Origin of the sequence: Streptomyces sp. NBC_00258 (genome assembly GCF_036182465.1) — a bacterium.
Lineage (GTDB): Bacteria > Actinomycetota > Actinomycetes > Streptomycetales > Streptomycetaceae > Streptomyces.
Genome location: NZ_CP108081.1, coordinates 10,491,841 through 10,516,792 on the forward strand (window position 1 = coordinate 10,491,841; position 24,952 = coordinate 10,516,792).

Here is a 24,952-nt window from a genome sequence, read left to right on the forward strand (position 1 = left end):
GGCGGCGGGGGCGAAGAACCCCACCCCCCTCAGCCCCCTCCGGGGCACATCCACATCATCACGTCGAAGGGACGACGGACGACGATGTTCCATCCCAGACGCACACTCAGGGCCCTGCTGCTCCCGCTGGCCGCAGGCCTGGCACTCACCGCCCTGCCCGCGCAGAGCGCCCACGCCGCAAGCACCCTCACCAACGCGGGCTTCGAGTCGAACGGCACCGGCACCGCGACCCCGACCGGCTGGTCGACCTACTCAGCGGGCGGACAGACCGCGGCCTCCTTCACGGAGTCCGGTGGCCACGGCGGCAGCCACCGCCTGTCGCACTACTCGGCTTCCGCCTACAAGGTGGAGACGTACCAGTACCTCTCGGGCCTCACCAACGGCAACTACAAGCTCACCGCCTGGGTGCGCTCGGGCGGCGGCCAGAACTCCGCCTACCTCGCGCTGAAGAACTGCGGCGGTTCGGAACAGCGCACCGACATCCCGGTCTCGTCCAGCGGCTGGATACGGATCGTCACCCCCGTCGCCGTGACGAACAACCAGTGCACGATCAGCATCAACTCCGATGCGAAGGCGGGCAACTGGATCAACGTCGACGACCTGACGTTCACCTCCGGCACGGCGGGCCTGCCCATCAAGGGCTCCGACGTGTCGTCGCTCGCCAAGAGCGAGGCCAAGGGCGGCGTCTACAAGTACAGCTCCGGCACGACCGGTGACGCGCTCGCCATCCTCAAGTCCGCCGGGCAGAACTACGCCCGGCTCAAGGTGTGGGTGAACCCCGCCGACGGCTACAACAACAAGGCACGCGTCCTGGCGACGGCCAAGCGCGTCAAGGCGCAGGGCATGAAGCTCCTCGTCGACTTCCACTACTCGGACACCTGGGCCGACCCGGGTGCCCAGTCCAAGCCCGCCGCCTGGGCCGGACACTCCTACAGCCAGCTGAAGACCGACGTCTACAACCACACGTACGACGTCCTGAACGCGCTGAAGGCGCAGGGCACCACGGCCGACATGGTGCAGGTGGGCAACGAGATCAACGGCGGCATGCTCTGGAACGAGGGCTCCACCTCGAACTGGTCGCAGCTCGCCGGGCTGCTCAACTCCGGCTACGACGCGGTCAAGGCGGTCAACTCCGGCACGACCGTGGCGCTGCACCTCGCCAAGGGCGGCGATCTGGCGGGGACCCGCTGGTGGTTCGACAGCGCGGTGTCCAACGGTGTGAAGTTCGACGTCATCGGGCTGTCCTACTACGGCTACTGGCACGGCACGCTCGCCGACTTCCAGACGACCCTGGACGACGCGGCGGCCCGCTACGGCAAGCCGGTCTACCTCGCCGAGACGGCCTACCCCTTCCGTCTCGACAGCAAGGACTCGCACGAGAACATCATCGACCTCAGCAGCGAGCTGGTGTCCGGCTACCCGGCCTCGACCGCCGGCCAGACCCAGTGGATGAAGGACGTGGCGAGCATCGTGGAGGCCGTCCCGAACGGCCGCGGCCTCGGCATCTTCTACTGGGAGTCCACCTGGACCGCGGTCACCGGCAACGGCTGGGACCCGACGGACCCCTCCTCCGGCAACGGCTGGGAGAACCAGGCCCTGTTCGGCTACGACGACAGGGCACTGCCGGCGATGGCGTGGTTCAGCCACCGGTGACGACCTGAAGGCATGGTGTGGGGGTGACGGAAGCGGGACCCGCTTCCGTCACCCCCACACCCCCTGCCCTACTCCCGCCAGAACGGCTCGCGCAGCTTGAACTTCTGCAGCTTCCCCGTCGCCGTGCGGGGCAGCGACTCCACGAAGTCGATCCGCTTGGGCGTCTTGAATCCGGCCAGCCGCGTACGGCAGTGCGCGATCAACTCCTCTGCGGTGACGCCCGATCCGTCCGTCACGACGAGCGCGGTGACCAGCTCGCCCCACTTGGCGTCCGGAATCCCGATGACCGCGACCTCGCGCACCGCCGGATGCGAGGTGATCACGTCCTCCACCTCGATAGACGAGACGTTCTCGCCGCCCGAGATGATGACGTCCTTCTTGCGGTCGGAGATCACCAAGTAGCCCTCGTCGTCGAGGTATCCGCCGTCCCCGGTGTGGAACCAGCCGCCCTCCTGCGCCTTCGCGGTCTCCTCGGGCTGGTCCCAGTACCCGTCCAGGTTGTGGTTCGAGGCGGTCAACACCTCACCGTCGACGTCCACATCGACGCGTACGCCGAGCGCGGGCACTCCCGCCCGCCCGAGCCGCCGGGCGCGATCGGTGGGCTCCAGGTCGTCCCACTCCTCCCGGCCGCGGTTGACCGTGACGAGCGGCGAGGTCTCGGTCAGCCCGTAGATCTGGATGAACTCCCAGCCCAGTTCGCCCATCACCCGCTCGATCGTGCGGGTCGGCGGCGGCGCCCCCGCGCAGACGATACGCACCCGGTCGCGGCCGGGGATCTCGCCCTCCCAGTCGGCGGCCGCGTCGAGCACGGCGTTGAGCACGGCGGGCGCCGCGCACATCAGGGTGACGCCGTGCCGCTCGACGCGCCGCAGGATCTCGGCGCCGTCGACCTGACGGAGCACGATGTGCCGGCCGCCGACGCCCGTGACGCCGTACGGCATGCCCCAGCCGTTCGCGTGGAACATCGGGAGCGTGTGCAGATAGACGTCACGGTCGCTGATCGTGGTGTGCAGCCCGAACACGGCCGAGTTCAGCCACAGATTGCGGTGCGTGAGCTGAACTCCCTTGGGGCGGGCGGTCGTTCCGGACGTGTAGTTGACGCTGGCCGTCGCGCTCTCGTCCGGTGCGGCCCACTCCCGCGGTTCCGTGTCGCGCAGGAAGAGATCCTCGTCGTCGCCGAGGACGAACTTGTGCTTGACGTCGAGCGTGTCGAGCACGTCCGCACAGGACGCGTCCGCGTAGACCGCCGAGGCACCCGAGTGGCGGACGATGTAGTCGATCTCCGGCTGCGTCAGCCGGAAGTTCACCGGCACCAGGACGCGCCCCCAGCCGGAGACGCCGAAGAACGAGGTGAGCAGCCGCGCCGAGTTCTGCGAGATCACCGCGACCCTGCCGCCCACGGGTACGTCCAGTTGGTCGAGCTTGGCGGCCTGCGCGCGGGCGAGCGCCGCCAACTCCCGGTACGTGGGCTCGCCGAGGCTCGGCCCCGGCTGCTCCGGTTCGTCGACGACGGCGACGCGGTCCGGATAGACGTGGGCCGCACGGTCGAGGAAGTCACGGACGGTCAGCGGGTAGTACACGAGGGCACCTCCGGGTCGGTGATGCATACGTACCTACCCCGGCGTTGCGCAATGCCACCAGCGGCCACTACTGTCCGAAGTGCCTAATCAATTAGTTACCTAAGAGGTGGCAGATGAATCCCTTCCGCAAGGCGGTGGAGGACGGCGACCACGCGGCCGTCGTCGACCTGCTCGCCGAGGACGTCGTGTTCACCAGCCCCGTGGTGTTCAAGCCGTACGCCGGAAAGCCGATCACCGCGGCGATCCTGGGCGCGGTCATCGAGGTCTTCGAGGACTTCCACTACATCCGTGAGATCGCGAACCCGGACGGCCGCGACCTCGTCCTCGTCTTCGAGGCGCGGGTGGGCGACCGCGCACTCCAGGGCTGCGACATCCTGCACTTCGACGAGGACGGCCGCATCGACAGCCTCACGGTCATGGTCCGCCCCCTGTCGGCCGCCCAGGCGCTCCAGGCGGCGATGGCCGCCCGGTTCGAGGCCGTCGAGCGAGAGGCGTCAGGCGCGTCCTGACCTCAAGGGTTTAGCCTGATCTCCTGCCACGACCAGGAGACGCACGCCCATGCCCGCCCCCCATTCCGAGACGGTGGACGAACCCGCGGACCGCCCTGCGCCCGCCCGGCGGATCTCGGTCTGGCGGGGACAGGGGCCGGCCGTGGCGGCGGTCTCGGTGGGCGGCGCGCTCGGGGCCTCGGCGCGTTACGGGGCCTCGCTTCTGTGGCCCACGCACACGGGCGGCTTCCCGTGGACCACCTTCTGGGTCAACGTCGGCGGATGCTTCGTGATCGGCGCCTTCATGGTCGTGATCACCGAGGCGTGGGCGGCCCACCGGCTGGTGCGTCCCTTCTTCGGCACCGGAGTGCTCGGCGGATTCACCACCTTCTCGACGTACGCAGTCGACATCCAGAGACTCGTCGACACGGGCCGTCCCCAAACCGGCCTCGCCTATCTCGCCGCGACCCTGGTGGCGGCGCTCTCGGCGGTCTGGCTCGCGGCGACGGCCGTCCGCCGGGTCCTGGCGTGGCGGCGGCGCCGATGAGTACCACGGGCAGGGAGGCGGCGATCCGGTACGTCGGCCGGGAGGAGCCCGCCGGCGGACCCGGCGACACGGGCGGGAAGGGTAAGAAGTCGTTGTGAACTGGGTCTTGGTGATTCTCGGCGGCATGGTCGGTGCGCCGCTGCGCTATCTCACCGACCGTGCGGTGCAGTCCCGGCACGACACGGTCTTCCCCTGGGGCACCTTCACGGTGAACGTCGTCGGCTGTCTGATCCTGGGCACCCTCACCGGCGCGGCCGTGGCCGGGGCGGCCTCGTCGCACCTCCAACTGCTGCTCGGCACCGGGCTGTGCGGAGCGCTCACCACGTACTCGACGTTCTCGTACGAGACCCTGCGGCTGACCGAGGACGGGGCCCGTCTCTACGCCGCCGCCAACGTGATCGCGAGCGTCACCGTGGGACTCGGTGCCGCTTTTGCGGGCGTTTCGGTCGCCGAGGCTCTCTGGGCGTAGCCCCTGAGATCACACCTGGGCGTAGTAGGACTGGCTCCGCCGCGGTCGGCGTACGGCTGCCGATGTCCGAGCCGCGGCCGTCGCCCGCACGTCCGCCCACCAGAACTGGATCCCATGAGCACCATCTCCGTCGGTCAGGCCGTCGTCCTCGGAGCCGTCGAGGGGGTGACCGAGTTCCTCCCCGTCTCCTCCACCGGCCATCTCAAGATCACCGAGGGGCTCATGGGCATCCCCGTCGACGACAACGCCGTGGTCGGCTTCTCCGCGGTCATCCAGGTCGGTGCCATCGCCGCGGTGCTCGTCTACTTCTTCAAGGACATCGTGCGGATCGTCTCGGCCTGGTTCCGGGGCCTGCGGGACCGCGACGAGCGCCACCACCACGACTACAAGTTCGCCTGGTGGGTGATCTGCGCGACGATCCCGATCGTGGCCGTCGGCCTGGCCGCCGAACCGCTCATCGAAGGCCCCCTCGCCTCGCTGTGGGTGGTCGCCGGCTCCCTGATCGTCGGCAGCGGGGTGATGTGGGCGGCGGACCAGATGGGCCGGCACAAGCGCGGCGAGGACGACACCTCGTTCAAGGACGCGATGCTGGTGGGCAGTTCACAGATCCTGGCCCTGCTCTTCCCCGGCTTCTCCCGCTCCGGCGCCACCATGTCCACCGCCCTGATCCTCGACCTCGACCGCGTAGGCGCCACCCGCCTCTCCTTCTTCCTCGGCATCCCCGCCCTCACCGGCGCAGGCCTCTACGAACTCAAGGACGCCCTGGGCACGGGCACCGGCGCCCTCCCACTGGCGGTGGGGACAGCAGTGTCCTTCCTGGTGGCGTACGCCTCGATCGCGTGGCTGCTGAGGTTCGTGGCGAAGCATTCCTTCAACGCGTTCGTGATCTACCGGATCGTGGTCGGTCTGCTGCTGTTCGGTCTGCTGGGCGCCGGGGTCCTCTGATCGTCCGGGCGAGCGAGGCCCACGGGCCGGTCTCACGCCCCGGGCACGCCCTTGACAGTCACCTCCCGTTCCCCCCAGGATCACCCCCGTGAACCTGTCAGACAGCCAGACAGCTGGCTCGGTGCCGAGGCGCATCAGCGCCATGGAAGCGGTGCTCGGGCACCTTCGTGGTGCCATTGAGCGCGGTGAGTACGCCGTGGGGGACAAGCTGCCCTCCGAGGCGGAGCTGTGCCGGCGGCTGGAGGTCAGCCGGCCCGTGCTGCGGGAGGCGCTCCGGGCACTGCAGACGATGGGGCTGACCGTGTCCCGGACCGGCAAGGGCACGTTCGTCCTGTCCAACGGCCCCGTCGAGGACCCCACCTTCGGCGACTACGCGGCCAGCGACCTGCTGGAGGTCAGGCGGCACGTCGAGATCCCCGTCGCCGGTTACGCGGCGGCACGCCGTACCCCCGAGGACCTCGACCACCTGGCCCACCTGCTGGAGCGGATGGAGCGCGAGACCGACACCACCGCGTGGGTGGCCATGGACACGCTCTTCCATCTCGCCGTGGCGCAGGCCGCCCAGAACCCGGTCTTCCGCCGCGTGATCGAGGAGATCCGGGACGCGCTGGCCCGCCAGTCGGCGTTCCTCAACGAGCTCGGGGGCCGCCGCGAGCAGTCCAACCGCGAACACCGCGCCATCGTCGAGGCCCTGGTCGACGGCAGCGCACACGACGCGACCGAGGCCATGGCACACCACCTCGACCGCGTCGAGACGACCCTCACCGCGATCGTGCGCTCCGAGCACACGGACAGCGCGGACACCCCCACGGAAGGCGGACCAAAGGCGTGAGCGAGCAGTCCCTCGAAAAAGAGACAGGGCAGACACGGAAAGCCGCCGTTCATGTCGACGCCGGTGACGCGGGATACAGCAAGTCCCTGAAATCCCGGCACGTCAACATGATCGCCATCGGCGGGGCCATCGGCACCGGTCTCTTCCTCGGCGCCGGAGGCCGCCTCGCCGAGGCCGGCCCCTCGCTCTTCATCGCGTACGCCGTCTGCGGTGTCTTCGCCTTCCTGGTGGTCCGTGCCCTGGGCGAACTCGTCCTGTACCGGCCCTCGTCCGGCGCCTTCGTGTCCTACGCCCGCGAGTTCCTGGGCGAGAAGGGCGCGTACACCGCGGGCTGGATGTACTTCCTCAACTGGGCGACCACCGGCATCGCCGACATCACCGCGGTCGCCACCTACACCCACTACTGGGGGATGTTCTCCGACATCCCGCAGTGGGTGATCGCCCTGATCGCGCTCGCGGTCGTGCTGACCGTGAACCTCATCTCCGTGAAGATCTTCGGCGAGCTGGAGTTCTGGTTCGCGATCATCAAGGTCGGCGCGCTCGTCGCCTTCATGCTGATCGGCATCTTCCTGCTGGTCACCCAGAACCCCGTGGACGGGACCACCCCCGGCCCCTCGCTGATCACCGACAACGGCGGCCTCTTCCCCAACGGTCTCCTGCCGATGCTGCTGATCGTCCAGGGCGTCGTCTTCGCCTACGCCTCCGTCGAACTGGTCGGCGTCGCGGCGGGCGAGACCGAGAACCCCGAGAAGATCATGCCGAAGGCCATCAACTCGATCATGTGGCGCGTCGGTCTCTTCTACGTCGGCTCGGTGCTGCTGCTGTCGATGCTGCTGCCCTGGAACAAGTACACCTCCGGTGAGAGCCCGTTCGTCACCGTGCTCTCCAACATCGGCATCCCGGCCGCGGGCGGCGTGATGAACCTGGTCGTGATGACCGCCGCCATGTCCAGCCTCAACTCCGGCCTCTACTCGACCGGTCGCATCCTGCGCTCCATGTCGATGTCCGGCTCGGCGCCGAAGTTCACCTCCGTGATGAGCCGCAGCCAGGTCCCGTACGGCGGAATCCTGCTGACCAGCGGTATCTGTGTACTCGGCGTCGGACTCAACTTCGTCGTCCCCACCGACGCGTTCGAGATCGTGCTGAACTTCGCGGCGATCGGCATCCTCGCCACCTGGGGCATGATCATGATCTGCCACCTGCAGTTCTGGCGGAAAACAGAAGACGGCGAACTGGACCGCCCGAGCTACCGCCTCCCGGGCTCGCCCTGGACGGAACTCGTGACCCTCTTCTTCCTCGCCTCCGTACTGGTCCTCATGTACGCGGACGGAGGAGCGGGCCGCACCACGGTCCTCTGCCTGCCGCTGATCGTGGCGGCCCTGGTCGCCGGCTGGTACGGCGTGCGCCGCCGGGTCGAATCGATACGGAAGCCCGAGGTGGACGCATGACCCCCGGCACCCTCGCCGACTACGGGTGCTCCCTCGCTGCGGCGCCCTCCATCAGAGAACCGCTCCACGCACCCGTGGCCCATCTCGTACGCGGCGGAGTCATCGAAGGCATCCACTACGGGTCGGTGGTCGTGCTCGCCGCCGACGGGAGCGTGGAGCTGCAGATCGGTGACATCGAGGCGGCCTTCTACCCCCGCTCGGCCCTCAAGCCGGTGCAGGCCGTGGCGATGCTGCGGGCCGGGCTGCCGCTCGACGGCGACCTGCTCTCGCTGGCCGCCGCGAGCCACTCCGGTGAGGAACGTCATCTCGCCGGCACCCGACGGATCCTGGAGCTCGCCGGACTCGCCGAGGACCATCTGCGCAACGTCACCGACATGCCCTTCGACCCGGTCGTCCGAGAGGACTGGATCCGCGCCGGACGACTGCCGTCCCGGCTCGCGCAGAACTGCTCGGGCAAGCACGCCGCGATGCTCTACACCGCACACCTGAACGGCTGGTCGCTCGACGACTACCTCGACCCCGCGCATCCGCTCCAGCAGGCGATCGCGGAGATCGTCGAGGACCTGACCGGCCAGTCCATCGCCCAGGTCACGGTCGACGGCTGCGGCGCCCCGCTGTTCTCCGTCTCGCTGCACGGGCTCGCCCGCGCCGCCGCCCGGATCACGACGGCCCCGCCCGGCACCCCCGAGGCACGGGTCGCCGACGCGATGCGCGAGCACGCCGAGATGGCGTCCGGCACCGGCCGCGACGTCGCCGCGCTGATGCGGGCCGTACCGGGCCTTCTCACCAAGGACGGCTTCGAGGGCGTACAGGTCGCCGCGTTGCCGGACGGCCGGGCCGTCGCCGTGAAGATCGCGGACGGCGCCGACCGGGCCCGCGTACCGGTCACGGCCGCGGCACTCGCCCGCTGCGGTGTCGACCCGGCCGCCCTCACCGAGTTCGCCGGGGCGCCGCTCCTCGGCGGCGGCGCGGTGGTCGGAAGCATCCGTCCGGCACGGGCACTCGAGCCGCTCGCGGGGCCTCCGGCGCCCTGAGGGATCCAACGGATCCGCCGGACGTGCACAGCCTTGCCCCACCCTCTCCAGAAGGAAGAGCTGCACCGACATGACCGTCCGCAGTGAGCACGACCTGCTCGGCGACCGCGACGTCCCCGCCGAGGCGTACTGGGGGGTCCACTCCCTGCGCGCCAAGGAGAACTTCCCCATCACGGGGATGCCGATCTCCGCGTACCCGCACCTGATCGAGGCGCTCGCCGCCGTCAAGGAGGCCGCCGCCCGCGCCAACGAGGACCTCGGCCTGCTGGAGCCCCGGAAGGCGGCCGCGATCGTGGAGGCCTGCCGGGAGATCCGGGAGGGCAAGCTGCACGACCAGTTCGTCGTGGACGTCATCCAGGGCGGGGCCGGCACCTCGACCAACATGAACGCCAACGAGGTGGTCGCCAACCGGGCGTTGGAGCTGCTCGGCCACGCCAAGGGCGAGTACGAGTTCCTGCACCCGAACGAGGACGTCAACCTCGGGCAGTCGACCAACGACGTCTACCCGACGGCCGTCAAGGTCGCCACGGTGTTCGCGGTGCGCGAGCTGCTCAAGGCGATGGCCGTGCTGCAGGACGCCTTCGCGGCCAAGGCGTTGGAGTTCCGCGACGTCTTGAAGATGGGGCGTACGCAGCTGCAGGACGCCGTGCCGATGACGCTCGGGCAGGAGTTCTCCGCGTACGCGGTGATGCTGGACGAGGACCGGCTCCGGCTCGCCGAGGCCGTCGAGCTGATCCACGAGATCAACCTGGGTGCGACGGCGATCGGTACCGGTCTGAACGCGCCCGCCGGTTACGCCGAGGCGGCCCGCCGACACCTCGCGGACATCACCGGACTGCCGCTCGTGACGGCCGCGAACCTGGTCGAGGCGACCCAGGACTGCGGGGCGTTCGTCCAGATGTCCGGGGTGCTGAAGCGGATCGCGGTCAAGCTCTCCAAGAGCTGCAACGACCTGCGGCTGCTGTCGTCGGGGCCGCGGGCCGGGTTGAACGAGATCAACCTGCCGCCTGTGCAGGCCGGTTCGAGCATCATGCCCGGCAAGGTGAATCCGGTGATTCCCGAGGTCGTCAACCAGGTCGCCTTCGAGGTGATCGGCAACGACGTCACGATCACCATGGCGGCGGAGGCAGGGCAGCTGCAGCTGAACGCGTTCGAGCCGATCATTCTGCACTCCCTGTCCGAGAGCCTCACGCATCTGCGGGCTGCCTGCATGACGCTGGCCGAGCGGTGCGTCGCCGGGATCACGGCGAACACGGAGGCATTGCGAATGACAGTGGAAAACTCCATCGGCCTGGTCACCGCGCTGAACCCCCACATCGGCTACTCGGCGGCAACGGACATCGCGAAGGAGGCCCTCGCGACGGGCCGCGGCGTCGCCGAGCTGGTCCTGGAAAAGGGCCTCCTCCCGGCGGACCGCCTGGCGGCGCTGCTCCGCCCCGAGGTCTTGGCGGGCTCACAGACGGGCTGAGGAGCGTGGGGTTCGTCGGCGGGTCCGGGTAAATCGCGGCTGGTCGCGCAGTTCCTCGCGCCCCTAAAAGATTGCGCAGTTCCCCGCGCCCCTGGGTGAGCGGGGGTGTGGCCGTTCGTCGGCTGTCGGCCCGGTGGGGGCTTGGCGCGCAGTTCCCCGCGCCCCTGACGGGGCGCGGCCCCACCGGGCGGCAGCCGCCCTTCGGCGCAAGGGGTCGTGTCGGGGTTTCCGATCGCAGCACGACCTCCCGAGGGCGCCCAATGAACAGGGGGATGACACAGCTGCGATCGGATGCCCCGTCGCGGCCCCGACCCGACGACGAACGGCAGGCGCATCTTTTAGGGGCGCGAGGAACTGCGCGACAAGCCCCCACCCACCCGCACCCGCCCACGAAGAGCCACCACCCCACTCCACCCCCGCGAAGCGAACCGGAGTCACAATGGTGATCATGAGCTCGCCCCTGACCTTCCAGCCGGTCCTGCAGCGCATCGCCGCCGAGATCGCGGACGCCCCCGACCGCGGCCGCCCGGCCGACTACATCCCGGCGCTCGCGGCATGCGACCCGCACAGGTTCGGCATGGCGGTCGCGGAGCTGGACGGCACGGTGTACGGCGTCGGCGACTGGCGGCAGCCGTTCTCGGCGCAGTCCATCACCAAGGTCTTCACCCTCGCCCTGGACCTGGCAAGGGAGGGCGACGAACTCTGGGAACACGTCGGCCGCGAACCCTCCGGCAACCCCTTCAACTCCCTCGTACAGCTGGAGTACGAGAACGGCATCCCCCGCAACCCGTTCATCAACGCGGGCGCCCTCGTCGTCACCGACCGCCTCCACACCCGGACCGGCAACGCGGCAAACACGCTCCTCGACTTCCTGCGCGCGGAGAGCGGCAACGAACAGCTCGCCATCAACAAGGACGTCGCCGCCTCCGAGTCCACCCGCGGCGACCGCAACGCCGCACTGGGCCACTTCATGGCGTCGTACGGGAACATCGAGAACCCGGTCCCGGTCCTCCTGGACCAGTACTTCCACCAGTGTTCCATCGAGGCCTCCTGCGCCGACCTCGCCCTCGCCACCGGCTTCCTCGCCCGCCACGGCATCCGCGCCGACGGCACGCGCCTGCTGACCCAGAGCCAGGCCAAGCAGGTCAACGCGATCATGCTCACCTGCGGCACGTACGACGCGGCCGGCGACTTCGCCTACCGCGTGGGCCTGCCGGGCAAGAGCGGCGTAGGCGGCGGCATCATCGCCGTCGTCCCCGGTCGCTGCACGCTCTGCGTATGGAGCCCCGGCCTGGACGAGCGGGGCAACTCGGTGGCGGGAGTCACGGCCCTGGACCGCTTCACGACCCTCACGGGCGTGTCCGTGTTCTAGCCGGTTCGACGGGAACGTCCGACAGCGCCGAAGAGACGGCCGTCGTCCGGTAAGACGGCGGACATGCTGCGGCTGCCGCTCAGAGGGAGACGTGTCGCTTTCCGGCCACCCCGCGTTGACACGCTGACCGAGTGTTGGCCAAGGGTTTCTCCGTCGATCTGCGTCGCTGTCAGCTGCTCGGGCTCACGGGCTCGGTCGTCCTCGCGCTGGGAGGCGAGACGGCCGGAGCCCTGCCCGTAAGGGAGTTGCCTGCCCTGGCGTCCGGACGGGCGGCGCTCGGGCTGGTCGGCGTGTACTTCGGAGTGGTGCTGCTCATAGCGGCCTGGGGTCTGCTGGGGCGGGTGATCCGAGGCCCCGAGCCGCCGAGTCCGCGAGCCCTGCTCGCCGTACTCGCCGTGTGGGCCACGCCGTTGCTCCTCGCGCCGCCCCTGTTCAGCCGTGACGTCTACAGCTATCTCGCACAGGGCGCGATGGTCGACGCGCACATCGACGTCTACACACACGGCCCCGCCATACTCGGCGGACCGCTCGCGGACGAGGTCGCACCCGTGTGGCAGCGGACCGCGACACCGTACGGACCCGTCTTCCTCGCCGTCTCCTCCGCGCTGTCCGGACTGACCCGGGGCGAGGTGCCCGCCGGGCTGTTCGGCATGCGGGTCGTCGCGCTGCTCGGCGTGGCGCTGATGGCGGCCGCGCTGCCGAGACTGGCCAGGCACAGCGGCGCCGATCCGGCCGCCGCGCTGTGGCTCGGCGCGCTCAACCCGCTCGTGCTGCTGCACCTCGTCGCGGGAGCGCACAACGACGCCATCATGCTCGGCCTGCTGGGCGCGGGACTGGTGGCGGCACTCGGCCGGTGGCCCGTCCTGGGCGCCGTGCTCGTCACACTCGCCGCCCTCGTCAAGGTCCCTGCCCTGCTCGGCCTCGCGGCCGTCGTGGCCCTCCAGGTGCGGGCCGGCCGGAGCATGGCGAGAGCCATCGCCACGACCACGGTCGCCGCAGCGGCCACCACCGTCGCCGCGACGGCCGCCGCCGGTACGGGATACGGCTGGATCGGTGCCCTGAAGACACCCGTGTCGCCGGAGAACCTGTCGCCCACCAGCGTCCTCGGCCGTGCCACCGGTGCCCTTCTCCAAGGCTTGGGCAGCGATCTCGCTCCCTTCGCGCTGCCCGCCTGGCACGCCCTCGGCCTCGTGGCCACCGCCGTCGCCGTACTCGTCATATGGCTGCGCCGCCCCCGCCTCAGCCCCGTCTACGCGCTGGGCCTCAGCCTGGCGACGGTGGCCGTGCTCGGCCCGGCCATCCGCCCCTGGTACGCGCTGTGGGGGCTGTTCCTCATCGCCGCGGCAGCGCCCAGCACATCCGTACGCCACCGGGTCGCAGCCGTGACCGGGGCACTCGCGCTCGCGGTCCTGCCCAGCGGCGGTCCGCCGGATGCCGAGCAGCTGGCCCTGGCGGTGTCCGGCGGGATGCTCGCGCTGGTCGTGCTCTGGCAGGCCCACCAGACGACGACCGCACCCGTTCTGGGGCGGACCGCATGAGGCTGACCGGCACAGATCGCGGGCGGCTGCTGTTCGTGCTCGCCCTGGCAACCGCCGTGGCCGTCTTCACCGCGACCGTGCCGCTCCTGCGGGACTGGTTCGACCTGCGCGTCTACCACGGGGCCGTCGACGCCTGGATCCATCACGGCGGCAGCGTCTACGACTACCGGGTGCCGGGGACGGAGTACGGCTTCACGTATCCGCCGTTCGCCGCGGTCAGCATGCTGCCGATGGCGCTGCTCGGACTGCACGCCGCGATCGCCGCGGGGCTGCTGCTCAACCTCGCCGCGACGGCCTTCGTCCTGCACGTCCTGGCGGGGGAGAGGCTGCGCCGGCACGGCTGGTTCGGGCTCGCCGTCACGGTCTGTCTGCTCGCCCTTCTCGAACCGGTCCGCGACACCTTCAGCTTCGGCCAGGTCAACCTCGTGCTGCTGGCTCTCGTGCTCGGCGACGCCTGGCTGCTGTCGACCGGCCGTGAGCGATGGGCCGGCGTCGGGATCGGTCTCGCCGCCGCGATCAAGCTGACGCCCGCGATCTTCATCGTCCTGCTGCTGCTCGCCAGACGGCCGCGAGCCGCCGGGACCGCGGTGGGCGTCGCCGCGGCCGCCACCGCGCTCGCGGCCTGGGTCATGCCGGGCGCCTCCCGCTTCTACTGGACCGAGGCGGTCTGGGACACCACCCGCATCGGCCGCCTCGACTATGTCTCCAACCAGTCGCTGCAAGGCGTACTGGCCCGGCTCGCCGACCCCGCCGAACCGAGCCGCGCCGCCTGGGCGTTGGCGGCGCTGGCTGTCCTCGGCGTGTGGGCGTGGCGCGCGCGCCGGGCGCTGGCCGCGGACGACGTCCTCGGCGCCTTCGCCCTCACCGGGCTCGCCGCCTGTCTCCTCAGCCCGATCACCTGGGTGCATCACCTCGTCTGGCTGTTGCCGTCGCTCGCGATCCTGTTGGGGGAGGGGCTCAGACGCAGACGGCTGCTGTGGATCGCCGGGGGCCTGTACGTCCTGCTGTGCAGCAGTGTGGTGTGGCTGTGGTTCGACGACGCGTCCGGCATCGACGGGTTCGTCGGCAGCAACACATACGTGTGGATCACCCTCGGCCTGCTCCTGGGGCTGCCTGTCGGTCAGGCACGGGTGAACCGCCCGCCGTGGAGGCGCAAGGCCAGCGACACGGCACCCGCGCCCAGTCCGGCGGCGCCCGCGAGGGTCCCCGCCTCCGCCAGCCAGTCGGCCGAGCCGTCGTCGCCCGCCATGGCCGCGGGCACCGCCGCCGGGCCCGCCGTGGACACGCGGCGCGGCGGCAGGAGCGAGCCCACCGGTTCGACACGCCCGGCGGCCCCGAAGCCCCAGTCGAGCAGTGAGCGCGCCTCTTCGTACACGGCGAATCCGCCGCCCGCCTGAGGGTCCATCACGGTGACGACGAGGGTGCGCCCGTCCCGGCGCGCGGCGGCGACGAGCGTGTTGCCCGCCTGGGACGTGTAGCCGTTCTTGACGCCGACGAGCCCCCGGTAGGGCGCGACCCCGTCGGCGCCGGTGAGCAGCCGGTTGGTGTTCTGGATCTCGAACGACCAGCCGCCGGCCGGGAACTTGGCGCGGACGGTGGCGGCGTACCGCGCGAAGTCCGCGTTGCGCAGCCCGGCCCGTCCGAAGACGGCCAGGTCGTACGCGGACGACACCTGGCCCGGCGTGTCGTACCCGTCGGGCGAGACGACACGCGTGTCGCGGGCGCCCAGGGACTGGGCCTTGGCCTGCATCTGGGCGGCCGTGCTGCGCCAGCCGCCGTTCATCTCGGCCAGTACGTGCACGGCGTCGTTGCCGGAGTTCAGGAAGACACCCCGCCACAGGTCGGCGGCGCTGTAGGTACGCCCGGCGGCGATTCCGACCCGGCTGCTTCCGGGACCGACGCCCGCCAGTTCCTCCCCCGTGACGGTGTGCCGGACCGCCGGGGGCAGCACCGGCAGCACGGTCAGCGCGAAGAGGGTCTTCAACGTGCTGGCGGGCGGCAGCCTGAGATGGGCGTTGTGTGCCGCGAGCACCTCGCCGGTGCCGGCGTCGGCCACCAACCACGACCGCGCGGAGACGTCCTGAGGCACTCTGGGCGCCCCGGCCCGGGGCCGTACCTGGGTCCCGGGCCGGTCCAGCGTCGAGGGCCGCGCGGCGGCGGGTTTCGACGCGGAGACATGGGGAGTGGCCGGGGCGGCTCCGTCGTGGGCGGCGGCCGTTTTCGGCGCGAAGGCCAGCGCGCCCACCACACAGGCGGCGGAGCAGCAGACGGCCGCACGGGAAGGAAATCCGATTGTCATACCGCCAACCTAGGAACGCCCAGGTCACATACCCGGCTGCCCGGGCCGGGCGGCGCCATCGAGCACCCGGATGCCGCAGCGGCCCTGAACCTGCCCGGTCCGGGGCGGACCCGCGAGATCCATGTCTACTGGTCGGCGGGCACGGTCGGCTGGACCTGCTTCAGGAACGTCGCGTTGTCCGGGGTCCGGCGCAGCTTGTCCAGGAGCGTCTCCAGTCCGGCCTGTGCGTCCCCACGGGAGAGCAGGGCTCGTCGCAGGCCCCGTACGGTCCCCAACTCGGCGGCCGGGACGAGGAGTTCCTCGCGGCGGGTGCCGGACGGGGTGATGTCGACGGCGGGGAAGATCCGTCGGGACGCGAGGCCGCGGTCCAGCCGGAGTTCCATGTTGCCGGTGCTCTTGAGCTCCTCGAAGTAGTAGTCGTCGGCGCGGGAGCCGGTCTCCACGAGGGCGGTGGCGATGATGGTGAGCGAACCGGCCTCCTCGGTGAGACGCGCGGCCCCGAAGAACCGCTTGGGCCCGTGCAGCGCGGCCGCGTCGACACCGCCGCTGAGGGTGCGGCCACTGGTGGCGGCAGCGTTGTTGTGCGCCCGGCACAGCCGGGTGAGCGAGTCGAGGAGGATCACGACGTCCTGGCCGGCCTCGACCAGCCGCTTGGCGCGCTCCACGGCCAGCTCGGCGAGCGCGATGTGCTGCTTCGGGGCCTGGTCGAAGGTGGAGGCGAGCACCTCGCCCCGTACGGAACGGCGCATGTCGGTGACCTCCTCGGGCCGCTCGTCGAGGAGTACCACCATCAGATGGGCCTCGGGGTGGTTGCCGGCGACGGCGGCGGCCAGCTGCTGGAGCAGCACGGTCTTGCCGGTCTTGGGCGGGGCGACGATCAGGCCGCGCTGGCCCTTGCCGATCGGCGAGACCAGGTCGATGAGGCGGGTGGTCGCACCGCCCGCCGGGTGTTCGAGCCGCAGCCGCTCACGCGGGTGCAGCGGGGTCAGGTCATGGAAGTGCGGGCGGCCACGCAGTTCGGCTGCTGGTCGGCCGTTGACCCGCTGGACCTCGGTGAGGGCTCGCTGCTTGCCGCGTACGCCTTCGACGAGGTCGCCCTTGCGCAGTCCGTGTCGGCGGATCAGCGCGGAGGAGACCTGAAGGTCGGAGGGCCCGGGAAGCAGGCTCTGGGCGCGCAGGTGGCCCTGCCCGTTCGAGGTGATGTCGAGTACGCCGGTGGCCTGCTCCTGTGTGACGGGAGTGGGCGGGCGTTCGAGTGTGGTGGTCATGGTGGGTGTCCTTTCGCGGACGGTTCATGTGGTCATGAGGGATGGGGGAGAGGCCGGATCGGGGGCGGTGTGGACACACCCCGGCGGCGGAGACATCACCTCTCGTGCCGTGCCGCGTGCGGCGGAGGGGAAGCCCCTGGCCGGACACGTCGTATGAGTCGCACGACTCGCACGCGTTGTGGCTGTACGAGGAGAGGTGGTGCACAGAAGCTGCTTCACCGGTCGGAAGGGACGGGCTGATCAGCTGGATGAGAGGTACTTCAGCACCGGCGCCCGAGAAAGGGGCGTACACAAGTGCTGATGGCACTCTAGCACTACTCCCTCCGGCGAGGGCCGGATGGCCGGATCCCATGGCGTTGACACGGGAGAGGCCCCGCGTCACGGTGGTCGGCATGGCCGATGCCGGGATCGTCGAACGCGTAAGTGAACTGCGGCCGTTGATCCGGCGGAACGCGCTGCGGGCCGAGCGGGAACGGCGCGTGCCCGACGAGGTCGCCGCCGCGCTGACCGGCACCGGCATCCACCGGATGAACGTCCCGCGACGCTACGGCGGTTACCAGACTCCGCTGCGCACACAGGTCGACGCCTTCGCGGAGATCGCCGTCGAGTGCGGCTCCACGGCGTGGATGACACTGAGTCAGGCGGGGGTCTCGTACATCGCTGCGCTCTACCCCGACGAGGCGCAGGACGACTTCTTCACGGGTCCGAGCGGCCCCGACGCGAGGATCGGCGGCACGCTCGTCCCCGGCGCCACGGCGGTGCCGTACGACGGGGGCTATCGGGTGGACGGCGCCTCGGCCTTCGCGACCGGCTGTCACCACGCGGACTGGCATCTGCTCACGGCCGCGGTCACGCCCGCCGGCGGTTCGCCGCCGGAAGGGCCGCCCGAGATGGTGTGGGCCGCGGTGCCGATGTCCGAGCTGGAGATCCTGGACGACTGGCATGTCACGGGTCTCGCCGGTACTGGCAGCAACACCGTGGTGGCCCGGAACATTCCCGTCCCTGCTCATCGCGTGCTTCCGGTCGGCCCGATGCTGGCCGGGCAGATTCCGTCCAAGGCCAACGCGGACGACCCCTTCTACCGCATGCCCGTGCTTCTGCTGTTCTGCGCCTGGGCCGCGCCGGTGGCACTGGGCCTGGCCCGGGCGGCGATGACGGAGTTCGGCGAGCGCATCCACCGGCGTGGCATCACGTACACCTTCCACGAGCGGCAGAACGAGGCCACCGTCACCCATCTCCAGGCGGCCGAGGCGGAGATGAAGATCTCCGGTGCCGAGCTGGTGGCCGACCGGCTGACCGCCGAGATCGAGACCAAGGCGCGTGACGGTTCCGAGTACACCTTGGCGGAGCGGGCCAGGATCCGTGCCGAGAGCGGCTATCTGACCCGCCTCTGCAAGGAGGCCGTCGACCTGCTCGCCTCCGCCGCCGGTGCCTCCTCGCTCCAGCAGGAGGTGCCCATGCAGCGCATCGCCCGCGACATCAACGCCCTGTCCCTGCACTCCTTCGTCAACCCGGCCACCAACCTGGAGATCTACGGCCGTGTCCTGTCGGGAGTCGACCCGGGAACGCCCTTCTTGTGACGGTGACAGTGGCGGGGACGCACGGCGGCGAGGGCGACGGCAGCGACGACGATCGGGAGATTCGGTTGGACAGCACCCCTGCCATGAGCACCCCCGTCACGCCACCGCACCGGATGGACCCCGCAGGCGGCTGCCCGCACGCCGACAACGCGCGCCTCCTCGCACACGGCGCCGTCGCGTCGGTCGTCCTGCCCGGCGGTGTGGAGGGCATGGCGGTTCTCGGGCACGAGGCGCTCAAGGAGTTCCTCGCCCACCCCGAAGTCGCCAAGGACGCAGGCCACTTCACCGCGCTGCGGGAGGGACGGATAGCCAAGGGATGGCCCTTGACGACCTTCGCGACCGTGCGAGGGATGACGACCGCGGACGGCGACGACCACCGGCGGCTGCGCTCGTTGGTGAGCAAGGCGTTCACCGCCCGGCGGGTCGAACAACTGCGGCCCCGCATCGAGGAGTTGACGGACGGACTGCTCGACGACCTGCACCGTGCGGCTGAACAGGGCGGGGGAGTGGCCGACCTGCGCGAGCACTTCGCGCTGCCGCTGCCGATGGGTGTCATCGGGGAACTGCTCGGGGTCGACGCCGAGTACCGCGACCGGCTGCACCACCTCTCCAACCAGGTCGTCGCCACCGACATCCGGCCCGAGAAGGCCCTCGCGGCGAACAAGGAGCTGGTTGCCGTCCTGGGCGCGGTGGTCGCGGACCGTACCGAGCGGCCCGGCGACGACCTCACCAGCGCGCTGATCACCGCCCGTGACGAGGGCGGCGACCGGCTCACCCACGAGGAACTCATCGGCACCCTGGTCCTGATGATCATCGCCGGGCACGAGACCACGCTGAACCTCATCACCAACGCCGTACGCGCCCTGTGCGGCCACCGTGACCAGCTGGAGCGGGTCACGAAGGGTGAGGCGAGCTGGCCGGACGTGGTCGAGGAGACCCTGCGCTGGGACGCGCCCGTCAGCTACTTCCCCTTCCGCTATCCCGTGCGGGACCTGACGGTCGACGGAACCGTGATTCCGCAGGGCACGCCCGTCCTCTCCGGCTACTCGGCGGCGGGGCGCGACCGGGCCGCGCACGGGCCCGACGCCGACCGCTTCGACGTCACCAGGCCCGCCAGGCCCGGCACCACCCGGCATCTGTCCCTCGGCCACGGTGCCCACTACTGCCTCGGCGCCCCGCTGGCCCGTCTGGAGTCCACCATCGCCCTGGATCGGCTGTTCGCGCGCTTCCCCGGCCTCGACCTGGCCCTGCCCGAGGCGGACCTCGCCCGCCACTCCAGCTTCGTGGGCAACAGCGTCCGGGCGCTTCCCGTACGGGTGTCACCGAGGGTGTGAAGTCCGCTCGCCCGAATAATCATGGGGATGTGTCGATCCGGCGCCGGTCCGTTCGTCGGTGTGGTGCAGGGACACCGAAATCGCACGAACTGCGGGAATTCAGGAGGACCGGACATGAAGTACGTGATGTTCATCTGCACCCCCGTCGGCGGCGAGGAGCTCAGCCCCGAGGAGATCGCCGACGACCCCCGTTTCACCTCGTACATCGACGAGGTGCGCACCAGCGGCGTGGTGAAGGGCGGCGCGCGGCTGCGGCCGGCCACCGACGCCACCACCGTGCGCGTCCAGGGCGACGAAGTCCTGCTCAGCGACGGGCCGTTCGTGGAGTCCAAGGAGTATGTTGCCGGCTTCGACATCATCGAGGTCGCCGACCTCGACGAGGCCATCGCGCTGGCGTCCAGGCATCCCGCCGCGCTCGGCGGCGGTTCGGTGGAGGTGCGGCCGGTCTGGGAGTGAACGGGAACGAGCGGGCGGACGGCGTCGAGGAGGCCGTCGCCGCCGCCTTCCGGGAGGAATGGGGCCAGGTCGTCGCCACCCTGATCAGGGTGACCGGCGACTGGGACCTCGCCGAGGAGTGCGCGCAGGACGCCTTCGCCCAGGCCCTCGACCGGTGGCGGCGCGACGGAGTACCGCGCCGCCCCGGCGCCTGGCTGACCACGACCGCGCGCAACCGTGCCATGGACGTGCTGCGCCGCGAGGCGGTGGGTGCGGCGAAACTGCGGGAGGTGGCGGTGCTGGCGCGGGACGGGGAAGCGTTCGACCCGCACGACCCGGACTTCGACAACGACAGCGGGGTGACGGACGACCGGCTGCGGCTGCTTTTCACCTGCTGCCATCCCGCGCTGCCCATCGAGGCCCGGGTCGCCCTGACCCTGCGCACCCTCGCGGGGCTCACCACGCCCGAGATCGCCCGCGCCTTCCTCGTCCCCGAGGCGACGATGGCGCAACGCCTCGTGCGCGCCAAACGGAAGATCCGCAACGCCGGGATCCCGTACCGCGTACCGCCCGCGCATCTGCTGCCCGAGCGGACGACAGGAGTGCTGGGCGTGGTGTACCTGCTGTTCAACGAGGGGTACGCGGCCACGTCCGGCGCCGATCTCCTGCGGACGAACCTCTGCGCGGAGGCCGTCCGGCTCGCCAGGGTGCTGGCCCGGCTCATGCCCGACGAGCCCGAGGTCCTCGGCCTGCTCGCGCTCCTCCTGCTGCACGACGCCCGGCGGAACACGCGCGTGGACGCGGCAGGTGACCTGGTCACCCTGGACGACCAGGACCGTACGGCCTGGGACCGGGCGGAGGCCGAGGAGGGCGCCGCCCTGCTGGAGACGGCGCTGCGCCGCGGGCGGCCGGGGCCGTACCAGATCCAGGCCGCCATCGCGGCCTGCCATGTCACCGCCGCCACCGCCGAGGACACGGACTGGGCCGACATCGCCGCGCTGTACGGGGAGTTGGCGCGCCACGTGCCGTCCGCCGTCGTCCTGCTGAACCGCGCGGTGGCCGTCGGCATGTCCGAGAGCCCCGAGGCCGGTCTGGCCCTGGTGGCGGAGCTGGAGGAGGCGGGCGATCTGGCGGGGTACCACCTGCTGCCCGCCACCCGAGCGGACCTGCTGCGGCGCACGGGACGCATGGCGGAAGCGGCCGAGGCGTACGAGAAGGCACTGGAGCTGGTGGAGAACGACGCCGAGCGACGGTTTCTGGAGAAGCGGCTCGCGGAGTGTCGATCGGCGTAGGAACGGTTCGTCGGTGGGGCGAAAGCACCCGACGACACCGGAGGCTCCGATGACCGCCACCGTCCCCACCGGCCCAGCCGCCCCCATCCGGCGCGCCGACAAGCTCCTTGCCCTGCTGTCGCCGCGCCGTCGGCAGCCCATGTCCCACGCGGCGAAACCCTCGGCCGATCGCGGCCCGGGCGAGGGCCCTGACATCGGCCCGGCCGTCTGGCTCGCGGGCCTCCGGCTCGGGAGCTGAGCCATGGCCGCCGCCTTGCTCTGACGGCCGGACTACCCGCTCACGTCGAAGATCCCGAACCCGAAGCCCCGAGCCGTGACGGTGTCACCGTCGGTCGCGACACCGGATGCCTCCAGGGCTCGGCCGGGCCGGATGCCGTCGAGGCGGTAACTCGCCTGCCCCTGCTGGGGGTTGACGACCACGAGATACCGTCCGCCGCGGACGTACACGAACGGGTATCCGGCGTGAAGGATCTCCACCGAGCCGCCCGCCCCGAGTTCCGGGGTTGTCGTGCGGAGGGTGATGAGACGGCGTACGAGATGGAGGAGGGACGTGTCGTCGGCGCGCTGGGCGGCGACGGTGGGGCGGTCGGGGGCGGGGTCGACCGGGAGGTAGGGGTGGCCGGACGTCGAGAAGCCCGCGTTGGGTCCGTCGTCCCACTGCATGGGGGTGCGGGAACCCGCCCGGTTGTAGCGCGGGCCGAGCACGCTGCCCTCGGTGTCGGGGAGGTCCGGGATGTAGCGCATACCGATCTCGTCGCCGTAGTAGATGGCGGGGAGCGTGGGCCAGGTGAGCTGGAAGGCGAAGGCGGCGGGCAGCTGTTCGGCTGTGCGGGGGCCGCAGTTGAGGCGGGAGAAGTCGTGGTTGGCGGTGGGCAGGGAGATGAACCCGCTGTCGCCCAGGGCGGACGAAGCCCGCTGCCAGGCCTCGACGAAGGGACGGGGGGTGCCCTTGCCACTCGGGTCGAAGAAGCAGTCGAGCGGGTCCCAGGTGTCATTGACGGTGCCGGTGCCGTTGCTCCACAGCGAGCGCAGGGCCAGGCCGTCGGTGGGGCCGCCGAAGTGGAGGAAGAAGTCCGTGTGGAACCCCGCCGGGACCGACACCTCGGGCTCGCCCCACTCCGAGAGCAGTACCGCGTCCGGGTGTGTACGGTCCAGCCAGTGGCGCAACTCCGTCCAGATCCTGCTCGTCCCGGCCTTGTCCGGGTCGTCCTTGACGAGCGAGGCGGCCATGTCGACGCGGAAGCCCGAGAGGCCGAGGCTCAGCCAGTGGTCCATGACCGTACGCAGGGCCTCACGGTTGGCGCGCGGACCCTCCGCGTCCACCGGCTGCCGCCACGGCTCGGCCGAACTCTCGCGCACGTAACCGAAGTTGAGAGCGGGTTGGAAGTCGAAGAAGTTCGGCAGATACGCGCCGGGCCGGCTGCCCGGCGAGGCCACGAAGCCGTCCGGCCGCCCCTCCGGAGCCCAGATGTAGCGGTGGTCGTCCGGATCGTCCGCCGAGGCCCTGAACCACGGATGCTCGGCGGAGGTGTGCCCGGCGACCAGGTCGAGGAGCACGCGGATGCCGCGGCGGCGCGCCCGGTCGACGAGCTTCGCCAGGTCGTCGTTGGACCCATAGCGCGGAGCCACGTTCAGATAGTCGGCGACGTCGTACCCGGCGTCCCCGAACGGCGAGACGAAGCACGGGTTCAGCCAGACCGTGTTCACCCCCAGCCACGCCAGATGGTCGAGACGCTCGGCGATGCCGTCGAAGTCACCGATCCCGTCGCCGTTCGAGTCCGCGAACGACTGCGGATAGATCTGGTAGAACACGGCGTCGGCCAGCCAGGCGGGTGCGGGACGGAAGGAGTTCATAGGTGGAGGGTGGCAGCGCGACCGATGCACGGGAAAGTGGGCAGCGCCCCGAAGGGGCGCGGGGAACTGCGCGACAAGCCACAACGAACCCGCAGACGACCAACCGCACCCCAGTGGAACGCCTACGCTGAGCAGCCATGTTCACCCCGCAAGGTCCCACGTTCCGCGAACTCGCCGTACAGGCACTGTCGTCCGTCGAGCACGGCTACGACCTGCTCGCACCGAAGTTCGACCACACCCCCTTCCGTACGCCGGAATCGGTACTGCGGTCCGTCGCACGGGCGCTCAGGAGGATCGGTCCGTTCGAGAGCGGACTCGACCTGTGCTGCGGCACCGGCGCGGGCATGGACGTGTTGCGGACGGTGTGCCGGGAGCAGGTCACCGGCGTCGACATCAGCACCGGCATGCTCGCCGTGGCCCGGGAGCGGGCGGCGCGTCCCGGCGGGCCGCCGACCGTCTGGGTACGCGGTGACGCCCGGGCCCTGCCGTTCGGGCCGGCCTTCGATCTGGTGGTGAGCTTCGGGGCGTTCGGGCACTTCCTGCCCAGGGAGCTGCCGGGGCTGTTCGCGCAGGTCCACTCGGTGCTCAGGCCCGGCGGTCGATTCGCCTTCCCGATCGGTGCCCCCGCCCGCCCCGGCTCGCGCGGCTACTGGGCCCTGCTCGGCTTCGACGCGGCGATGCGCGTACGGAACGCCGTGTGGCGGCCCCCGTTCGTCATGTACTACCGGGAGTTCCGCCTCGACGACGTACGACGGGAACTCGCCCGCGCCGGTTTCTCGGTGGAGCTGTACGCCCTCCCCGAGTTCGGGCGCAGGAGTGACGGCAGCCCCCGCTGCCGGATGGTGGTGGCGACCAAGCGCGGGAGCGAGGAGTAGCCACGGCCGGGCACCCGGAGTGGCTATTCGAGCCCGGAAACCCGGAACACCGTCCGTGCCGTCTCCCGGTCGAGCCGTTCCGACAGTCGCCGTAGCTCCCTCGTACCGCAGACGAGCGAGCCGCCCGCCGCCGAGGCCCGCGCGCCCTCGTCCAGGAGCCGCCACAGCGCGGGGTTGGCGGCCAGGACCCGGGGATCGAACTCGACGCGGCCACCGAACTCGTCGCGCAGGACGAGGCGTTGGGCCACTCCGTCCGAGCGGCACACCGCCACGAGCCGGTCCGTGCACACGGACCGGTGCCCGAACAGGCCCTGGCACACGAGCTCGCCCTCACACGCGGACACGCGAGCGGGCAGCAGCACGGCGAACAGGACGAAGGCCAGCGCCGCCCACAGCAGGAACCGCAAAGGCGTGAGGCGCCCCGAACCCGCGTCGAACACCAGCAACAGCCCCAGCATCAGCACGGCACAGCCCACGGCCGAGCGCGCCTCACCCGCCCACGCGCGGTCGTGCACCCACGTGCCGTCGTCGTACGGCACATCGGGGAATCGACCGGACGCGGGCCCCTCGATACGTCGAGACATGGCGGCGACGGTAGGCACGCGCGTCACGCGGTGGGGGCGACTTGATGCATCGCTGAC

At 70.8% G+C, this 24,952-nt stretch carries 22 protein-coding genes and 1 pseudogene; 18 read left to right on the plus strand and 5 right to left on the minus strand.

Going from position 1 to position 24,952, the window contains the following annotated elements; all coding sequences use genetic code 11:
* Positions 1-84: 84 nt before the first annotated feature.
* Positions 85-1,653: a glycoside hydrolase family 53 protein gene (locus OG718_RS46610; protein ID WP_143633519.1), complete on the plus strand. Its 1,569-nt coding sequence runs from the start codon at positions 85-87 to the stop codon at positions 1,651-1,653.
* Between the two features lie 68 nt (positions 1,654-1,721).
* On the opposite strand, the gene OG718_RS46615 is transcribed toward OG718_RS46610, so the two are convergent.
* Complete coding sequence (locus OG718_RS46615) at positions 1,722-3,260, minus strand: AMP-binding protein (RefSeq protein ID WP_328847013.1); 1,539 nt, start codon at positions 3,258-3,260, stop codon at positions 1,722-1,724.
* A gap of 86 nt (positions 3,261-3,346) precedes the next feature.
* On the opposite strand from OG718_RS46615, the gene OG718_RS46620 reads away from it, so the two are divergent.
* The 11 genes from OG718_RS46620 (at position 3,347) to OG718_RS46670 (ending at position 14,771) form a co-directional block, all read left to right on the plus strand.
* The gene (locus OG718_RS46620; RefSeq protein WP_143633521.1) at positions 3,347-3,742 is read left to right on the plus strand and encodes a nuclear transport factor 2 family protein; all 396 of its coding nucleotides are present in this window, start codon (positions 3,347-3,349) and stop codon (positions 3,740-3,742) included.
* Between the two features lie 49 nt (positions 3,743-3,791).
* Entirely contained in the window at positions 3,792-4,268 is a 477-nt protein-coding gene (crcB, locus tag OG718_RS46625; protein ID WP_328847014.1) for a fluoride efflux transporter CrcB, read from the plus strand.
* A gap of 94 nt (positions 4,269-4,362) precedes the next feature.
* Positions 4,363-4,737: a fluoride efflux transporter CrcB gene (gene crcB / locus OG718_RS46630; protein ID WP_143633525.1), complete on the plus strand. Its 375-nt coding sequence runs from the start codon at positions 4,363-4,365 to the stop codon at positions 4,735-4,737.
* 114 nt (positions 4,738-4,851) lie between these two features.
* Entirely contained in the window at positions 4,852-5,682 is an 831-nt protein-coding gene (locus OG718_RS46635; RefSeq protein ID WP_328847015.1) for an undecaprenyl-diphosphate phosphatase, read from the plus strand.
* 88 nt (positions 5,683-5,770) lie between these two features.
* Positions 5,771-6,514 carry a FadR/GntR family transcriptional regulator gene (locus tag OG718_RS46640; RefSeq protein WP_143633529.1) on the plus strand — a complete coding sequence of 248 codons (744 nt, stop codon included), beginning with the start codon at positions 5,771-5,773 and terminating at the stop codon, positions 6,512-6,514.
* On the plus strand, positions 6,511-7,962 hold the full coding sequence (locus tag OG718_RS46645) for an amino acid permease (RefSeq protein WP_328847016.1): 1,452 nt from the start codon (positions 6,511-6,513) through the stop codon (positions 7,960-7,962). Before OG718_RS46640 ends, OG718_RS46645 begins: the two co-directional genes overlap by 4 nt.
* Positions 7,959-8,996, plus strand: a complete 1,038-nt coding sequence (locus OG718_RS46650) for an asparaginase (RefSeq protein WP_143633532.1) — start codon at positions 7,959-7,961, stop codon at positions 8,994-8,996. The genes OG718_RS46645 and OG718_RS46650 overlap by 4 nt, the downstream gene beginning before the upstream one ends.
* A 70-nt stretch (positions 8,997-9,066) precedes the next feature.
* Positions 9,067-10,464, plus strand: a complete 1,398-nt coding sequence (aspA, locus tag OG718_RS46655) for an aspartate ammonia-lyase (protein ID WP_328847017.1) — start codon at positions 9,067-9,069, stop codon at positions 10,462-10,464.
* A 439-nt stretch (positions 10,465-10,903) separates the two neighbouring features.
* The gene (locus OG718_RS46660; RefSeq protein WP_328847018.1) at positions 10,904-11,836 is read left to right on the plus strand and encodes a glutaminase; all 933 of its coding nucleotides are present in this window, start codon (positions 10,904-10,906) and stop codon (positions 11,834-11,836) included.
* 131 nt (positions 11,837-11,967) lie between these two features.
* A complete protein-coding gene (mptB, locus tag OG718_RS46665; protein WP_328847019.1) occupies positions 11,968-13,374 on the plus strand; it encodes a polyprenol phosphomannose-dependent alpha 1,6 mannosyltransferase MptB in 1,407 nt (468 codons plus the stop codon).
* Positions 13,371-14,771 carry a glycosyltransferase 87 family protein gene (locus OG718_RS46670; RefSeq protein WP_260694902.1) on the plus strand — a complete coding sequence of 467 codons (1,401 nt, stop codon included), beginning with the start codon at positions 13,371-13,373 and terminating at the stop codon, positions 14,769-14,771. The genes mptB and OG718_RS46670 overlap by 4 nt, the downstream gene beginning before the upstream one ends.
* A gap of 59 nt (positions 14,772-14,830) precedes the next feature.
* On the opposite strand, the pseudogene OG718_RS46675 reads toward OG718_RS46670, so the two are convergent.
* Both OG718_RS46675 and rho read right to left on the minus strand, forming a co-directional pair.
* Positions 14,831-15,673, minus strand: a pseudogene (locus OG718_RS46675) (D-alanyl-D-alanine carboxypeptidase family protein); the annotation flags it as partial.
* Between the two features lie 125 nt (positions 15,674-15,798).
* Positions 15,799-16,941: a transcription termination factor Rho gene (gene rho, locus OG718_RS46680; RefSeq protein ID WP_143633543.1), complete on the minus strand. Its 1,143-nt coding sequence runs from the start codon at positions 16,939-16,941 to the stop codon at positions 15,799-15,801.
* Positions 16,942-17,333: 392 nt separating this feature from the next.
* Between rho and OG718_RS46685 the strand changes: the two genes are divergently transcribed.
* The 5 genes from OG718_RS46685 (at position 17,334) to OG718_RS46705 (ending at position 21,820) form a co-directional block, all read left to right on the plus strand.
* Positions 17,334-18,521 (plus strand): flavin-dependent monooxygenase, encoded by a 1,188-nt coding sequence (locus OG718_RS46685; RefSeq protein WP_328847020.1) that lies wholly within the window; start codon positions 17,334-17,336, stop codon positions 18,519-18,521.
* A gap of 83 nt (positions 18,522-18,604) precedes the next feature.
* A complete protein-coding gene (locus OG718_RS46690; protein ID WP_328847021.1) occupies positions 18,605-19,855 on the plus strand; it encodes a cytochrome P450 family protein in 1,251 nt (416 codons plus the stop codon).
* Positions 19,856-19,969: 114 nt separating this feature from the next.
* Positions 19,970-20,311 carry a YciI family protein gene (locus tag OG718_RS46695; protein ID WP_055616712.1) on the plus strand — a complete coding sequence of 114 codons (342 nt, stop codon included), beginning with the start codon at positions 19,970-19,972 and terminating at the stop codon, positions 20,309-20,311.
* Positions 20,308-21,582, plus strand: coding sequence for an RNA polymerase sigma factor (locus OG718_RS46700; protein WP_328847022.1), 1,275 nt, complete (start codon positions 20,308-20,310; stop codon positions 21,580-21,582). The genes OG718_RS46695 and OG718_RS46700 overlap by 4 nt, the downstream gene beginning before the upstream one ends.
* 49 nt (positions 21,583-21,631) lie before the next feature.
* Positions 21,632-21,820 (plus strand): hypothetical protein, encoded by a 189-nt coding sequence (locus OG718_RS46705; protein ID WP_328847023.1) that lies wholly within the window; start codon positions 21,632-21,634, stop codon positions 21,818-21,820.
* Between the two features lie 32 nt (positions 21,821-21,852).
* Here the strand turns inward: OG718_RS46705 and OG718_RS46710 are convergent, their stop codons facing one another.
* A complete protein-coding gene (locus OG718_RS46710) occupies positions 21,853-23,436 on the minus strand; it encodes an alpha-amylase family glycosyl hydrolase (RefSeq protein ID WP_328847024.1) in 1,584 nt (527 codons plus the stop codon).
* Between the two features lie 137 nt (positions 23,437-23,573).
* On the opposite strand from OG718_RS46710, the gene OG718_RS46715 reads away from it, so the two are divergent.
* The gene (locus tag OG718_RS46715) at positions 23,574-24,311 is read left to right on the plus strand and encodes a class I SAM-dependent methyltransferase (protein WP_328847025.1); all 738 of its coding nucleotides are present in this window, start codon (positions 23,574-23,576) and stop codon (positions 24,309-24,311) included.
* A gap of 23 nt (positions 24,312-24,334) precedes the next feature.
* Here the strand turns inward: OG718_RS46715 and OG718_RS46720 are convergent, their stop codons facing one another.
* Entirely contained in the window at positions 24,335-24,895 is a 561-nt protein-coding gene (locus OG718_RS46720) for a hypothetical protein (RefSeq protein WP_143633554.1), read from the minus strand.
* Between the last annotated feature and the right edge of the window lie 57 nt (positions 24,896-24,952).

Coding starts and splice junctions, on each gene's coding strand:
- OG718_RS46610 (WP_143633519.1), top strand. CDS start 85: ATGTTCCATCCCAGACGCACACTCAGGGCCCTGCTGCTCCCGCTGGCC.
- OG718_RS46615 (WP_328847013.1), bottom strand. CDS start 3,260: ATGCATCACCGACCCGGAGGTGCCCTCGTGTACTACCCGCTGACCGTC.
- OG718_RS46620 (WP_143633521.1), top strand. CDS start 3,347: ATGAATCCCTTCCGCAAGGCGGTGGAGGACGGCGACCACGCGGCCGTC.
- crcB (WP_328847014.1), top strand. CDS start 3,792: ATGCCCGCCCCCCATTCCGAGACGGTGGACGAACCCGCGGACCGCCCT.
- OG718_RS46635 (WP_328847015.1), top strand. CDS start 4,852: ATGAGCACCATCTCCGTCGGTCAGGCCGTCGTCCTCGGAGCCGTCGAG.
- OG718_RS46650 (WP_143633532.1), top strand. CDS start 7,959: ATGACCCCCGGCACCCTCGCCGACTACGGGTGCTCCCTCGCTGCGGCG.
- aspA (WP_328847017.1), top strand. CDS start 9,067: ATGACCGTCCGCAGTGAGCACGACCTGCTCGGCGACCGCGACGTCCCC.
- OG718_RS46660 (WP_328847018.1), top strand. CDS start 10,904: ATGGTGATCATGAGCTCGCCCCTGACCTTCCAGCCGGTCCTGCAGCGC.
- OG718_RS46670 (WP_260694902.1), top strand. CDS start 13,371: ATGAGGCTGACCGGCACAGATCGCGGGCGGCTGCTGTTCGTGCTCGCC.
- rho (WP_143633543.1), bottom strand. CDS start 16,941: ATGACCACCACACTCGAACGCCCGCCCACTCCCGTCACACAGGAGCAG.
- OG718_RS46685 (WP_328847020.1), top strand. CDS start 17,334: ATGGCCGATGCCGGGATCGTCGAACGCGTAAGTGAACTGCGGCCGTTG.
- OG718_RS46690 (WP_328847021.1), top strand. CDS start 18,605: ATGAGCACCCCCGTCACGCCACCGCACCGGATGGACCCCGCAGGCGGC.
- OG718_RS46695 (WP_055616712.1), top strand. CDS start 19,970: ATGAAGTACGTGATGTTCATCTGCACCCCCGTCGGCGGCGAGGAGCTC.
- OG718_RS46705 (WP_328847023.1), top strand. CDS start 21,632: ATGACCGCCACCGTCCCCACCGGCCCAGCCGCCCCCATCCGGCGCGCC.
- OG718_RS46710 (WP_328847024.1), bottom strand. CDS start 23,436: ATGAACTCCTTCCGTCCCGCACCCGCCTGGCTGGCCGACGCCGTGTTC.
- OG718_RS46715 (WP_328847025.1), top strand. CDS start 23,574: ATGTTCACCCCGCAAGGTCCCACGTTCCGCGAACTCGCCGTACAGGCA.
- OG718_RS46720 (WP_143633554.1), bottom strand. CDS start 24,895: ATGTCTCGACGTATCGAGGGGCCCGCGTCCGGTCGATTCCCCGATGTG.